The sequence below is a fragment of the Sphingobium sp. CR2-8 genome, from assembly GCF_035818615.1.
In the GTDB taxonomy this organism is placed as follows: Bacteria; Pseudomonadota; Alphaproteobacteria; order Sphingomonadales; family Sphingomonadaceae; genus Sphingobium.
The window spans coordinates 697,384-711,750 of the sequence record NZ_JAYKZY010000002.1 but is presented as its reverse complement, the minus strand read 5'-3'; the positions used below and the strand labels follow the sequence as shown (position 1 = coordinate 711,750).

Here is a 14,367-nt window from a genome sequence, read left to right as displayed (position 1 = left end):
ACCTGTGTCGTGCTGGCTCACATACCGCCGATGCTGGGACCGCTCCGCCCCCGGCCTATCGTCCAGTTGATCGACCGCCCGTCGCGCATGATGCCGGACAAGGGTTTGCCGACATGGCGTTCCAGATCGTCGCGCCACGACACGAGCGTGAAGTCCCGCGCGCGCTCGATCAGCGCGAAGCGTCCCGAGGTCATATCCACCCTCCGCCTGAGCGTCCCCTCGACGCGCTCGCCCGGTTCGATCTGTGTGAACTGCAGGCCCATCTCGTGCGACAATTGCCCTGCCACCGCGCGCATTTCGCGGTCCCGCAGGATGCGCAACAGATTGGCGCGGTAAAGGACATCGCTCCCCTGACGCTCGGCGAGTTGCTGCTCGACCAGCCATTGTTGGCGCAGCGCCAGCGCCTTGCGGACCTCTGCGCCATAGCCTGTATCGGCAGTGACCATCCTGTCTTTCGCCACCAGTTCCCGGTCCAGCCAGGTCGCGGCATGGACGCCGGTCTGTGCGAGGATCGGCGTCGAGGACAGCATCTCGACCTTGACCGGTTCGGCGCGCAGTTTGCGCTGCTCATAGGCCAGCGCGGTATCGAGATGATCGGGACCGATCTGCCATGTCCCATCGGGCGCGCGCTCGGGCTTGCCGATCACCCTGCGGATCGCCTCCAGTCGCCGGACATGGGTCTGTGCAAAGCTTTCGGTGGCCGTGGGATCATGGCGCAGGTGGATATCGACCGTATAGCGGCCACCATGGGCCTCGGCGATGTGGGCGACGGTCTGATCGACGCTGCGGGGTTCGGCCTGCACGGGCGTCAGGCTGACCACGCCACCGATGGGTGTCGGTTCGGCGCTGATCCCGATATCGACATAATGGCTGTGCCCATCAATGCCGTCGACGATGATATAGCGGCGCTCATGTTCATCGTCGGCAGTGCCCCGCTTTACCACCCTACCGATGATGGGGCCTTCATTCTGTTCGGGCACCTTGTCGATGCCATGGACGACACAGCGATCATGCTCAATTCCGGGCGCTGATTTCTCCTGCGTCATCTCGCGGTGCATGAGCCGGATGATGTCGCCACGCATGCCCATGTCGATCAGCGTCTGTTCCATGTGCGGGGCGAGCCTCCAGGCCAGCGGCCCTGCTGGCTCCGCCAGCTCCATCCGCTCGAGCACACGGGCACGCGCGACCAGCAGTTGCTGATGCTGGGGATCGAACGCACGCCGACCTTCCTGTCCGCGCAGGTCGATGACATGGTCGCGCGCCTTGTCCCCGGCCTGCGCCAGCATCATCCGGTCGAGCCGGGTGAGCCGTTCGGCATCGACCTCGCGCTCGAGCTGGTGGCGCACCTCCAGCTCGCTCTGCGGCCCCAGCGCCCAGGTCATGATCTGCGATCCCCGGTGGCGAATGCCATGGGCGATATAGTCACCCGCGATGTTGAGGGTCTTGCCGTCCTCGGTGATGCCCCGGACCAGGATATGGCTATGGGGATGACCGGTGTCGAAATGATCCACCGCCACCCAGTCGAGCGTCGTGCCCAGATCCTCCTCCATTTTTGCCATGAGATCGCGGGTAAAATTGCGCAGATGATCGAAGGCGGGACCATCCTCGGGCGCGACGATGAACCGGAACTGGTGACGATCGCCCGCCCCACGTTCTGCAAATGCCTTCCCGTCCGCATCATCGGCAAAGGTCGAATAGAAGCGCCCCGGCTCGCCTTCACGGCTGACGCCATCGCGTTCGAGATAGCGTAGATGGGAACGGACAGCCGTCGCCTTGCCCGCCAGCTTCACGACGCGTGCCTTCACCGTTACCCGCCGGGGCCGCACCCGCATGCCGCTGCCGTGGTCGAACGACCAGCCCGAACCGCGCGGCACGGCCGCCGCAATCCGGGCGCCCCGGCCCCGCGCATTGAAGCGCCCAGTTCGGGGCGCAGAAACCGCGCCAGCATCGCCGAGCCGACGCGGGTCACCGCCGCGCCGGGCAACCTGCTTTACTATCTCAGCGCGCAGTCGCGTAGCCCGCGGCGGGCGGGCGCTGTCGCGCCGTGAACGCCCGACGCGGGGCTCGAAAATATCGTCATCCTGTGCCATCGGCAGGATATGGCGAGCCAGACCCCGTAGTCTCAAGTATCTCGCACAAAAGCCCAGGACTTCTGCGGCTTTGCGCGCCACCGGCGCCGAACCAGTCTCGCCAGCGAGACAGGTCGTCTCCATAAAAAACGATGTGCAGACAAGGGCTTGGCCGGACAGATACGACGAAGCGTGTCGGCCTTTATCTTGCCATCACCTCCCTATCCGACCCCCTTCCTTATGTTCACTCTATGTTCTATTCTCACACCTGTTCCGATTCTCAGGGGAAGGGCCAGGCATGAGCGTGCAGATTGAGGCGATGGATGGCGGCAGGCTGAAGCTGACCGGCGATGTCGACGACGTACTGGCCCTACCTGCCAGCGCGGTAACGGATGGTTTTGCCTTTGCCTTTTCCGATGGGACATTGCTGCGAGGCCATCATGATATCGGCAGCGGACGCTGCCATTTTGCGCTCGCCGTAGAGGGCGCGGCTATCGTCAGCATCACGCGCGAGGGACGCCATGATCATGCGCGGATCGACTGGAAAATAGAATGGATGACGCTTGCCTGCGGCAGCAAGACGCTGTGCCCGATCCATGCGGATGCGGGTGATGACGGGCGACAGTTGGTGTTGGATATCGACCGGAGAGAAGCGGCCTGACGCACTGACAGCCAGGTGTTATCGACGCGGAATTAATGGCAAACAGGCCGTCATGCAACGGGTTGAATGCCGCCTAGGCTGCCTTGGCAAGCGTCTCGATACGCAGCTCGCACGCCTCACGAACCAGGCTCTGCAGCAACGTCACACGCTGCGCGATCCAGTCCAGTTCCTCGGCTGTGATGCGATAGGCACGTGAGTAGCGGGCCTTGATATAAGCATCGCGCAGAAGGGAATAGCAGCGTTTTTCAAAGCGGCTATCGCGCGGCCAGACCGCTTTGAGTGATGGCTCCAGTTCCTCGGCAAGATCGCGCAGGCGGTTCAGATTATGGGTCTTGGGGGAATATAAAGTGCGGACGAGAAAGAGGCAGTGATAAAGCCGCTCGACGGACTGATGGTAGTTGAACGCCGCGAGGTTCAGATGCTCTTTCCCTAAATGGAATCCAGCCCCCTCGATGAACTCCTGCGCCGTGCCGAACCAATCCTCAAAATAGTCCTGCGTCTCCTTAAGCGCCTGTTCGGGTGAAAGCGCCTGCGGCTCGACAAAGGGGTGGTCCGGCTCTTCGAACAGGCTGATCCCGTCCCGCAATATGTCCATGAAGAAGTAGCGCCCAAGCCGCAGCTTGTCGTTCACATCGTCAAGGCTGTGATAGATGAGGCTGACCGGGGTGCGCAGGACCGTGCCCGCCGAGAGGTCCGCGAGAAACTGTGCCTCGGTCTTTTCCCAGAATTCGGCCATGTCGGTCAGATCGTCATGGTTGACGATAATGAGCAGGTCGTAATCGGAAAAATAGCGGCCCACCGGGTCCTCGACCCAGTCGCCGCGCGCATAGCTGCCGAACAGGATGATCTTGAGCAGCTGGCCATTGCGATAGCGCGGTTGGGTACGCTGGGCAGTGGCGCTGGCGAAGCCTGCGCGCACCGTCTCGACCACATGCGCCAGTTCGCGCTGCTTGGCTTGCGGCAGATGATCGAGACTGGTCTTCATGGTCCTGATCCTAGCCTGCTATCGCAATGCCGCCAACCTCGCCGCGCAACTATGTGGGCGACGACCCATCCGGCGATGGCGCATCGGCATCGCGCAGATGACGGCCAATATGCACGATCGCGCGGGCCATCTGGCGTTCGACTGCTCTGACAGACAGGCCGGTCCTATGGGCGATATCCCCATAGGTCATGGCGTCCAAGCGGGCGGCGAGGAATATCTCACGGCGCAGGCGCGGCATCGACAGCAGGGCCGCCTCCAGACGTTCGAGCCGTTCGGTATCGGTAATGTCGGTCATGACATATCTCCCGTTCAAAGAGAGGACCGGCGGCGCGCAGGCCGCCGGTCAGGGACAGGTCATGCGGCCTGCGACAAGGGCGCGGGATCGGCGTCGGTCAGGGTGTCGGCGGCATCGGGGAAGGCCATGGCCTGTTCGGCGCTGGCAGTCCGGCTGACGCTGGCGACGCCGCCCCGTTCGGTATAACTGGTGGCGGGGAAGTGCAGCCAGCGCGGCACCCAGCCCTCGACCTTGGCGCGTCCGTTGCTGCCGGTGAGGCAATCGCGGATGATCTGCCGCTTGGTCTTGCCGGTCTCCTTTATATTGGAGTCGGCAATGTCCGCGCCCGCCACCTCGGTGAGGATCGCATCGATGACGGCGCGGTCGCGCAGGCTATCCAGCAGCGCGTCGTCCGCCTGCCAGACCTGCGCCATGTCGATGCCAAGCTGCACGCCGAGCGCATCGACAAGATCGCTGCGGGCGTCCAGCGTTTCGCCCATCACCACGGACATCACGGCCATGATGCTGGCATCGTCCAGGGTGCAGAGTTTGGCATAAAGGCTGGTCAGTCCATCGCTGCCGCCGGTGATGGTGGGCGTATCGGGATCAAAGTCCAGGAGTGCCAGCAGCCTGCGCCGCTCGCCATCGAACTGCGCTTCGGACATGCTGTTCTCGACGCTTTCGGCAATGGCGTCGGCAGCGCGCTGCGGTTCGGTCCTGATCGTCCAGAGCGGCGATCCGGCAATCATATGCGCCACTGCCACCCGCAGGCACAGGCCGGGCGCATCGATCATCCGCGCGCGCACGGCGGCATGGCGGTGGAGATCGATATAATCCTGCTGGCTGCTGGTCAGTTCGGGACGCGATGGCTTATCGCTGGTTTCGCCACCCTCTTCACCCTTGGCAAGCCTGCGGGCTTCCTTCGCGGTCAGATAGCCATCATGGAAGGCGACATCGCCGCGCGGACTGGTGACGACGTAGACCTTGCCGCCCTTGCGCTTGGGGCACCGTTCATAGTCCCAACCATGGAAGGGTTCGCCCTGCGGCAGCAGGACGACATCGCGCCATCCGGCATCGCGATATGCCTCAACCCGAGCTTCGATCGCTGCGGTCTGCGCGGTCCAGAAGGCGGCGACATCGGCGAAATAGCGATCTTCCCCGAACAGGTCGGCGACGATGGCACCTTCATAGCCCTCTACGTCGAACAGAGCCGCTCTGACCGGGATCGACGCACCGCCCAGCACCCAAGATTTGAGCGCATGACCGGTGGGGCAATAGCTGTCGGGATCGTCAAGCAGCGCCAGCCATTGCTGCTGCTGGCTCTTGGTTGCCAGTGTCAGGTGCCGGACGGACGCCGTTTCGATATCGCCGCGCCGATAGAGGGTGCGAATGCGCGGCAGCAGATTGCCGAGCGCAAGGGTGCGTTTCACCTGCAAATCGGTAAGGCCGAAGGTGGTGGCGATATGATCGGCGCTGCGCCCTTCCCGCACCAGCCGGGTGAAACATTCCCAGCGGGTCACCTCGTCGGGATCGAGCCGGGCGATATTCTCGATCAGCGAGGCTTCCAACGCCGCCGCATCATCACCGGCCTCGATCACCGCGCAGGGCAGCGCTTCGGCTTCGCCGCTCTCCTGAGCGACGGCCAGCGCGGCCTGATAGCGCCGTTTGCCTGCCACGATCTCGTAGGTATCGGGACTACCATTCTGCCGCACGATCAGCGGTACCAGCACGCCGCGTGCGCGCACCGACGGAAGGATGTTGGACAAGTCTGCCTTGCCCTTGCCGCGCATGTTGACGGCAGCGACAGACAGGTTGGCGATATCAATATGCTTGAGTTCCATTTCTTATCACTCCTTCAAACCGCAGCAACCGGCGCCGGAATGGCGGGTGGGCGGCAGGAGCGTGACCAGCAGGCCCGCCGACAGAGCCGGGCGGCATCCGCAGGACTGAAACAAAGTGTAAGACCCGGCACAGCCGGGTTGCGGCCCGGCGCGGCGGGCCTACAGGGCAGCGACGCCCACCCGCCAGATCGACGCCGCCAAGGCCAACGCCGCCGCGCCAAGGGCGCGGTGACCGCCGGGCGGTGCGCATAGCAACGCCCCCTGCGTTACTGATCGTCACCCGGATGGGACGAGACGCGCGGCACGCGCGGCTCGGTGGCGCGCAGCGACATAGAGCAGGGTCGCGCCTGCGGCGCGAAACGCCCATATTATATGGAGACAGTCGCCTGAACCACGAAGCTTCATAAACTGTTCAGAGACTTGGTCGAATATTTCAGTGTCCGTAGGGACAAAGGAAGCGCTTCGCCGTAACCTCGCTGTAGGCGCGCTGACCAATGGTGCGACCTAGCTTCTCAAGGTGGTACGCGCTCCCCATTTGATAGCTGGAGGTTGCGTTGAAAATGCAGCAATTCTGGGCCGGGCTGGACATCGGAGAAGCAAGAACAGCGATTTGCGTCACGAGCAATGCAGGTGAGGTGCTGCTCGAGCAAATGGCAACATCAGACATTCGCAACATTGCTGACGTTCTCAAGCCGTTTATGCAATTGGGTGGAATGCGTGTTAGCATCGAAGCGGGAATGGGAAACCAACTTGCAAGAAAACTGCGAGAACTTGGATACTCCGTCGTCGTCTTTGACACCATAACCTCGAATAAATTCCTTACGATCAGGCGAAACAAGACCGACACGAACGACGCGCGCGGTCTCGCTGACCTGGGGCGGATGCGTCGGGCTACTGAGGTCTCGGTTCACGTAAAAAGTGTAGCGATCCAACGCCTGCGGTCCCAACTGGTATTCCGCGACCAACTGCTTCGACAACGTACTGCGATCGACAGTGCGCTGCGCGCATTGTTGCGCGAGAACGGAGCGGACCCGAAAGCCGTGCCCCCAAACAAAGGCTGGCGGGTCCGCCTAGAACAGGAACTGACCCGCCTTATGCACGACGAAAAATTGGATCTCACGCCACAGGCTCGACCGATGGTAGATATCCGTGAAGCCTTGGACCGCTATGTGAAGGCGGCAGATAAGTACGTGCTGCAAACGGCCGAATCGAACCCTGTCACCAGAAGATTTCTACAAATACCCGGCGTCGGTCCAATCAGTGCGCTCTCATTCTACAGCGCTATCGACGATCCAATACGCTTTGCTACATCTGCGGATGTCGGGGCGTATCTGGGTCTTGTACCTCGGGTGAAACAATCTGGAACGATATGCCAGCATTCGCGGATCACAAAAGCTGGCAACAAGATGACCAGGGGGCATCTCGTGATGGCCGCTGGAGTTTTGATCAGCCGAACAAAAACTGAATGCGCGCTAAAGGATTGGGGTAGGCAGCTGGCAGCTCGCGCGGGACATGGGAAGGCAAAGGTCGCAGTGGCCAGAAAACTCGCGACCCTCATGTTGAGCTTGTGGAAATCCGGTCAAGACTTCCAGCCGTTCCCGATCCGCATCTGAATTTGAAGCCTATAGGCTTGGACCCCGACCACATGTCTCGATTGTAACTCAGTATCAGGAGCTGGGGCCAAGCCTGTAAATCGTATATGCAGATTTCGCCGGGTGGTCGGCGCGTATGTCCAAGTCGTCTGACCAAAGGCGCCGACACGCAACTCAAGGGCGTCTCAACACCCGGCTCGTGATCGCATTGCCTGGTTGAACTTTGTCAGATCCGGCCCACGGGGGAAATTGGAACGGCTTGGTTTGGGACATTGTGCTCTGTCCCGTCTTGAGCGTCAGGGTGAGGAAAGCGGACGTTCCCTGCGTAACCTAACGGCGGGTTTGCCCCCTGCGCTGGAGCCGATTGGTTACGTCCGGACCTAAGGCATAAAGTCCCCAACCGCGCATGCTCGATACCGAACCCCGCCAGTGGGAGGAAGTAGGCGTGCAATCAGGCGCGGACGCGCACCTGCTGGCGGAGGCGCTCATACAGCCCCACTTCGGCTTCATGCGAGATTTCGACCGCGACCGCGAAACTCTGCTGTCCAGCGTCACCGGCCCAGCCACCTGCACAACGGACAACCAAATAGTAGACGTCGCCGTAACCGCTCACATCGCGAGCGAAACTGACCGAAGCGCTTTGGAGGCTCGATTTCTCCCGCGCCGTCGACGACGGACTGAGATTGCAGTTATTGCGGTTTGCCATCTCAGGAATCGGCCCGTCCGCCTGAGTGCGTCGGCGATAGTGGTCGAAGATTTCTTCAGGCGTGCACCCGCGTATAAGCCGAAAACTCATGGAGACGCCGTTATAGTCGAGCCGGCTATGCCGAACCGGCGGATCATAGGCGAGGCTCACCCGAATCGTGCGGCGGCCACGCTCCGTTTGAAAAGGCCGCGGAATCGGAATCTGGTACACCGCGAAATGGTCGATCGTCAGTTCGTCTTCGGCATAGAGGACCACTCGATTGTCATCGGAGTAGGAAGCCATTTCGGCATCCACCATCCCATAGCCGCACTGCGCGCGCGTCGGTGCTTCGCCGAGCGTCGCAAGCCGGCGCGTGGCTTCTGCAGGGATAGCGGCGCTTCCAGCCAACAACGCGCGCACCAGATTGGCTGACGAATTAGGAAAGCGCCCGAGGATCTGACTCGCCTTATAGGCAACCAGAGGTGCTGCGTGAGATGTGCCAGACCGCGTTGCGAACAGGCGGTCGACAGGCCGATGGTGAAGCGACAGAACGCCCGCTTCCGGTCGCACTTCCCCGCCTTGCAGACGATTCGTCGTACCGTCGTAAATCAGTGTTCCACCAAAATCCGTAAAATCGGGTTTGATGGCCCCGCGCACGCCTGGGCCTGTTCGTGAGAATGGAGATGGCTCCAGGCGCTCGGTAATCGGGCGAATGCCGACGACACCTCCCGCCGCCGCCGGAAGGCCATTGCCGTTGGCCAGCGCGCCCACCGTGACGATGTTCATCGCGCCCGCCGGCTCGCAAAGTCGGTTTGCAGGCTCTGCGAGATAGGTTGGATATTCGGTGACCGCCTCTTCCACGCGCAAATGGCTGCGCGGCTGCCGATTACCGGCAGAGACGATGATGACCACGTCCAGTTCGCGGACAAGCTCGTCTAGGGTCTGTGCCCAGACGCCCACTTTTGTGCCCTCGATCAGCTTAGTGCGGTCGCCGAGAGAAATGACGAATATCCGGCAACCAAACTCCTCGTTGAGCTGCGTAATCGCCTCGCGCATCAGACGGGGAATGAGACGGCTGTTGGGAAAGCGGCCGGTCGCATCAACGACCTTAGCGGAGCACAGACGGGCATTGCGGACGAGCGCGCCATTTCCGATCTGTGCCCGCAGGTCTCCGAACGTCGCAATGCCGCCTACAAAGGTGCCGTGTCCCCATTCGTCAGCTGTGCCCAGGGTTGGCGGTACGCCTATGGCGCCCGCGATGATATCCTCGATCAGAGGGTGGTCGTTCACGCCGCTATCGATAATCCCGATGAGAGGGGAATCTTCGGCGAGTTCTTCTACAGGCGGCAGATCTCCGATGGCCAGATCATCTGTATCTCCCGCCAGAAAATCCGGTTCCGGCGGGAAGTCGATCTCGGCAATCTCTTCGATCGAAAGCAGGGACCGCACGACACGGCCGTCGCAGCTGAGCCGAACCATCGTGATGTTCGGGCCAACGTGGCGGTCAAGTTCTTCAGCGCCTAGCGCCTCGGCGTAGGCAACGATGTCATCGAGCTTGCGCTCGCGCACATCACGCCGGCCAAGATCCCAAAGCTCCAGATCGACGATGTAGGCCGTATCAGGCTGGAAGTCGTCCGCCTCCACAAGACCCGCTTCGCGCGCGCGCAGGCCGATGCGATCGCGCGGCGCCACAGCAGCGATACCTTCGACGTTGGCAATGAAGCCCGAATAAGAGGGGTTCAACTGCCCTGCCGGCGTGCCTGCACCATAGGTGGCAAGTTTGCGCCGGAAATCTGTCAGTTCTTCGCTCGACGCGAACAGAACCAGCGAGCGATCCTCGTCGCTGGAAAGCACGGTCAAGCCGACCTTCGCCCATTCCTCCTCCAGCAGCGGCCCGCTCATATTAACCCGAAGGATTAACGCGGGATCGACTGCGTCAGGCCGTCGACGCTGGCGTTGCTCCGCAACTGCCTGATCGAGTTCCGTCCCGAGCCTGCGGCTATGGCCGCCTGGCTCGCGCATCGGCGGCGGGCCACCGCCGCCGGTCTTGCGCCGCGGCATCCGCTCAGGCAGCCGAACAAGCTGCAGATGGTCGTAGCGGGCCATGCAGTCCGAATCAGGCTGATGTCATGCGCCGAGTCCGACGCTGCCGCCGTTGCTCGTCGGCGACAGCATCCTTGAAGTCCGAACCAGAGACCTCCTTGCGACGATCAATGATCGCGGCCTTGATCGCCTGCACGCAGATACGATCCAGTTCTGCGTAGGAATGGCCCTGAAGCACATCCAGATGATCAGCGGGGTCGAATGCGATCGCCACATTCTTGAATTTCATCTTCAGGAAGCGGGCAACCATTCGCTGATCCGGGCGGTCAAACCAGACGACCTCGTCGAACCGGCGCCAAATTGCCGCGTCGAGCGCATGATCGAGGTTGGTCGCGGCAACCAGATAGCCCTTCGGCTGGATCCGATCGATGAAGATCAAGAGGCTGTTCACGACCCGGCGCAGCTCATTGTGCTCGCCATCCTCATCCCGCGCCCGCGCGATTGCGTCGAACTCGTCGAAAAAGAGGACTGATGGCTGTTTGCGCGCGAACTCGAAAATCTTGCGGATGTTGGTCGCCGTCTCTCCAAGATAGGAAGAAATGAGACGGTCCAGCTTGACGACATAGAGCGGCAAGCCAAGCTCCGCGGCGAAAATCTCCGCGCACAGTGTCTTGCCGCATCCTGGCGGGCCGCAGAACAGCATCTTGGACCGCACCGACAGTCCCCGGCGGCGGATTTCCTCGCCACGGCGAAACTCCTCCAGCAGTCCCTGGAAGATGCGAGTATTCTCAGCCGAGAGGATGATATCCTGCTTGTTATGGCTCGGCTCAACGAGTTCGACGAAGTCGCCTGCCGCCTCCGGAAAGGGAATCAGCGACGCAAGTGCCTTGGGCCGGCTCGCCTTGGGCGGCGCGACTTCCAGCGAACGGCGGAGCGATCGGGCGAGAACCTTGTTGTTCTTCGCTTCCTCCTCCGTGATGATCTGCTCGGCAACCGCCCGAAACTCATCGTCTCGGCCGTAGCTCGCCAGCAGTTTTTTCATCAGCTCGCCGCGCGCCATCTCACCCTTGCCAGAAAATCGGTCCCCGAAATTGGACAATAGCGGAATCATCAGATTTCGCCATATGTTCGCGATCCCTCCGCGTGATTTTTGTCCAAGCGGGAAGCTCAACCATGCCGGTTCGAGTGCGAGATTCCATAGAGCTCCTTCTTAGAGAAGCTGAGGAATTGAATCGGCGCGATCGATCACATAACCAATCGTCTCCTTCGCCTCATTTGTGAGCGTGTGCCCCTCAAATTCATAGGCGAGCCCGTCCTTCAGGCGACCGACATGCCTGCCATGGGCAGGTAGCAGAGCCCCATCCATGCCCTCGAGCCTAACATAAATTGTCCGATCGACTTGCCGAACGGTGCCATGTCGCTTGAAGCCAGGACCGCGCTGGGCAGAAGGTATCCGCCACTCCACCTCATCATGCGCTATGACCGGCCGCACAGGGGTCGGTGCCTTTTTCGAGAGGCGTTGCGCCTCTGCAACCACGATGATCTGATCGACCTGTTTGACCGTGGTAATTTCGATGGGCTTGATCGTGAGGCCGCTGATGACGACGGCCTGCACCGTCTTGTTCGCGATAGCTTTGCGGTAGGCTTTGAGCAGATCGGTAAACAGCGCGCTGAATTCAGACGGGTCGCTCGCAAAGCCGAGGTGCACAATCTCGGCAAGGTGCGTCATGAAGGCGGGCAAAATGTCGGAACCTAGTTGCAGGAGGCCAGCGACTTCGGCTGCGTCCCTCAATCGCGCCCAATAGCTGCCAGTGCCGCTATCGACGATAACAAGGTCGCGAGCGCTCTCGCCATTTGCACGGCACCAAGCGCGGAACGCCTTGTTATGGGCCTTGAGCAGATCAGCTGCGACATTCGCGCTGATCGTTCCGCGGATCTCGACCAGCAATCCCGGTTCGCCGCGGGCATCCTCCAACGCGGTAAGCGCCACTCCGTCATCCTCCCAAATCTACTCGAAAAGTTCAATCTGACGCGATGCTAGGGAAATGACAATGTGAGGCAATACCGGCCGGCGAGTGGCGCGATCGACACTCATGCCACCTCCGCAGAGTCGGCGATCGCGCGTGGCCATGCCGATGCAGTCTCGTTCGGCCAGCCGTTCATCGCCAACCCGGATCGTTCGCAGCGCCTTTTTGAAAATGCGCCGCTCAACTCGACGGACAGGAATACCTTCTATGGCGGCGATGGCCGGGGATATGTCGATTATCCGACCCAGCAGTCATAGGTGGCTCACCGCATACGGCATCGGACCAACACAATATCTTGAAGGTCCAGGCTATCGCGCATGTTCAGGGGCGTGGGCGTTGTCGGTCGTTCGACGTCGCTCACGCCCTTTGCCTTTCCCGCTATCTCGGTCGGCGCTGTCAGGTCGCCGATCTGGCGGTTCCCGTGGGCCCAATGTCTTGGTCGCAGGGGCCATCGAGCGTCACGTACTACAGGTCAGACGCAGCGGGCTGTCGGCCTCGCCAGGCAAAGCGGTATCAGCGGACGCATCGGCTGCCAGCGCCTTTGCCACCGTGGCGAACGGATGCTCGATGAAGTGCTGGTTCATGGCGTCGGCAATGGCCTTTTCCTTCCCGTCGCGCGCAAGCGCGAGAACCGCTTTTCCATCCATCCACCCGATCGGGGCCTTTACCCGTCTTTCCCGCTCGGCCTCGAGCTTCGCCAGGGCATCGGGCGCGATCGAGCCGCTGGTCCAGATCTCGTATCGCTGTTCCGCCTCGCGCAGCGTATGGTGATGCGCATAGTGGGCGCAGAACACCGGGATCTTCGCGAGCCAGTCATCGACATCTTCGAGGCTCAATGTGCCACCCGGTCCCTTCCCTTTGCACTCGATCGCCGTCACGCGGCTATTGTGCGCCGTGATCGCCTGGACATCGATGTCTTTGCTTTTGCCGCTCTTTGGGTCCTTGGCCCTGATGCCCATGTCGATCGAAACGGCGTTCCTGCGCGCGAGATAGCCGGCCATCAGTTCGAACAGGATGCCGCGCAGGTTCCCATTGCGGCCTTCGATGTCGAAGAGATTGTCGAGGAGGAAGTTCAGCCGATCCGGGCTGGACGACGCGTAGCGCGCTGCGTCCTTGAGGACTTCGCATAATGAGGCGATCGCCGCCCCGACCTTTCTGCCGAACAGATCCTTTGGCGTGGCAAGCATCACGCCGGCGGCATGCCCGGCCGTTAGTGCCTCGCCCGTGAAACCCTCGGCGATGATGATCGCCAAAACCCCGACGTCATTCAGCGTAGACTTGAGGACGCGTGCCTTTCGGATGAAATATTGGATCTCCTGGACCATGAGAATGCCCTCGGCGAACGCATCGGCCACGACGAAGCCCGGCTTGGAGCCAGCCCCCTGCAATGGCAGGAGATAGCTCGGTCCGGCCAGGTCGAAGGCGAACGGGCCAATCGGTCGCAACTCGTCGTCGCCCCTGATCCGGATCGCATTGTAGCTGGCCATGCCGATCTTGCGACACCATTCACGCACGCCATCCAAAGTGATCCGCTCGGTCAGGTCGCGCGCACGCATCACGGCGGACGTGCCATAGGTGAGAGACCCGGCAAGTTCGTAACAATGCCCGTCGTCGGCATCGTGCACTTCCTTGATGAAGCTCGCCGCGATCAGGCGCTTCGCGACTGCATCGACATGCAGTTGCCCCTTGCGCGGTGACACGGTCGCTCCGCTGATCACCGCAAACTGATCTGAGGGAAGACGGCCACCCCGAGCGATGAACCCGTCAATCGCCGCCGCATAGACCGAGTTGGTATCGCGCAGGTCGCGCAGGAAGTTCTGCCAGAAGCGCTCGCCGTTCCGATCTTTCGCCAGATAGAGAAAGGCTTCCCGCTTCGGCAGCAAAGCAACAGGGAAGCGCAGGACCGGCTTGGAAGCGCGCGACACACGTTGCCGGGCCGCGACCGGCGAGAGGCCAGACGCCACCAGAGCCTCCACGATCAGCGACGAGCGGGATGGGCCGTGGTCGGAAAGGAACTGCGCAACAGTGGTCATCTCCGCATGTCACACTGCTTAATTTATTAATACAACTACCTTCAGAAGCGGCGCGTCGCGCTTGTGTTTACGGTCTCAGCAATTTCAATAGGTTATAATGCATTTCCCAGCGGCATTTCGTCGGCTCATGTCACAAAGCCCCTAGATCAGCTATCTT

11 protein-coding genes are annotated in these 14,367 nt (G+C 61.4%); 3 read left to right on the top strand and 8 right to left on the bottom strand.

The features are described 5' to 3' along the window. Nucleotides 1-17 precede the first annotated feature (17 nt). A complete protein-coding gene (rlxS, locus tag U5A82_RS07380; protein ID WP_326292873.1) occupies nucleotides 18-2,090 on the bottom strand; it encodes a relaxase/mobilization nuclease RlxS in 2,073 nt (690 codons plus the stop codon). 277 nt (nucleotides 2,091-2,367) lie between these two features. Here rlxS and U5A82_RS07375 point away from each other — a divergent pair, with 277 nt between their 5' ends. Then, nucleotides 2,368-2,730, top strand: a complete 363-nt coding sequence (locus tag U5A82_RS07375; RefSeq protein ID WP_326289819.1) for a hypothetical protein — start codon at nucleotides 2,368-2,370, stop codon at nucleotides 2,728-2,730. 73 nt (nucleotides 2,731-2,803) lie between these two features. Here U5A82_RS07375 and U5A82_RS07370 read toward each other — a convergent pair whose 3' ends face one another. From U5A82_RS07370 to U5A82_RS07360, 3 genes are read right to left on the bottom strand one after another with little or no spacing between them, the layout of a single operon-like run. Beyond that, the gene (locus U5A82_RS07370) at nucleotides 2,804-3,715 is read right to left on the bottom strand and encodes a HEPN domain-containing protein (protein ID WP_326289818.1); all 912 of its coding nucleotides are present in this window, start codon (nucleotides 3,713-3,715) and stop codon (nucleotides 2,804-2,806) included. Nucleotides 3,716-3,764: 49 nt separating this feature from the next. Then, on the bottom strand, nucleotides 3,765-4,010 hold the full coding sequence (locus tag U5A82_RS07365; protein WP_326289817.1) for a sigma factor-like helix-turn-helix DNA-binding protein: 246 nt from the start codon (nucleotides 4,008-4,010) through the stop codon (nucleotides 3,765-3,767). 59 nt (nucleotides 4,011-4,069) lie between these two features. Next, nucleotides 4,070-5,830, bottom strand: a complete 1,761-nt coding sequence (locus U5A82_RS07360; protein ID WP_326289816.1) for a ParB/RepB/Spo0J family partition protein — start codon at nucleotides 5,828-5,830, stop codon at nucleotides 4,070-4,072. Between the two features lie 560 nt (nucleotides 5,831-6,390). On the opposite strand from U5A82_RS07360, the gene U5A82_RS07355 reads away from it, so the two are divergent. Further along, the gene (locus U5A82_RS07355; protein ID WP_326292872.1) at nucleotides 6,391-7,443 is read left to right on the top strand and encodes an IS110 family RNA-guided transposase; all 1,053 of its coding nucleotides are present in this window, start codon (nucleotides 6,391-6,393) and stop codon (nucleotides 7,441-7,443) included. A gap of 430 nt (nucleotides 7,444-7,873) precedes the next feature. On the opposite strand, the gene U5A82_RS07350 is transcribed toward U5A82_RS07355, so the two are convergent. The 3 genes from U5A82_RS07350 to U5A82_RS07340 form a co-directional block, all read right to left on the bottom strand. Continuing rightward, complete coding sequence (locus U5A82_RS07350) at nucleotides 7,874-10,213, bottom strand: S8 family peptidase (protein ID WP_326289815.1); 2,340 nt, start codon at nucleotides 10,211-10,213, stop codon at nucleotides 7,874-7,876. 10 nt (nucleotides 10,214-10,223) lie between these two features. Further along, the gene (locus U5A82_RS07345; RefSeq protein WP_326289813.1) at nucleotides 10,224-11,261 is read right to left on the bottom strand and encodes an AAA family ATPase; all 1,038 of its coding nucleotides are present in this window, start codon (nucleotides 11,259-11,261) and stop codon (nucleotides 10,224-10,226) included. Nucleotides 11,262-11,360: 99 nt separating this feature from the next. Beyond that, nucleotides 11,361-12,140: a hypothetical protein gene (locus tag U5A82_RS07340; RefSeq protein ID WP_228221171.1), complete on the bottom strand. Its 780-nt coding sequence runs from the start codon at nucleotides 12,138-12,140 to the stop codon at nucleotides 11,361-11,363. Between the two features lie 63 nt (nucleotides 12,141-12,203). Between U5A82_RS07340 and U5A82_RS07335 the strand changes: the two genes are divergently transcribed. Next, nucleotides 12,204-12,434 carry a hypothetical protein gene (locus U5A82_RS07335; RefSeq protein WP_228221170.1) on the top strand — a complete coding sequence of 77 codons (231 nt, stop codon included), beginning with the start codon at nucleotides 12,204-12,206 and terminating at the stop codon, nucleotides 12,432-12,434. A 201-nt stretch (nucleotides 12,435-12,635) separates the two neighbouring features. Here U5A82_RS07335 and U5A82_RS07330 read toward each other — a convergent pair whose 3' ends face one another. Beyond that, nucleotides 12,636-14,210 carry a hypothetical protein gene (locus U5A82_RS07330; RefSeq protein WP_326289811.1) on the bottom strand — a complete coding sequence of 525 codons (1,575 nt, stop codon included), beginning with the start codon at nucleotides 14,208-14,210 and terminating at the stop codon, nucleotides 12,636-12,638. Nucleotides 14,211-14,367: the final 157 nt, after the last annotated feature.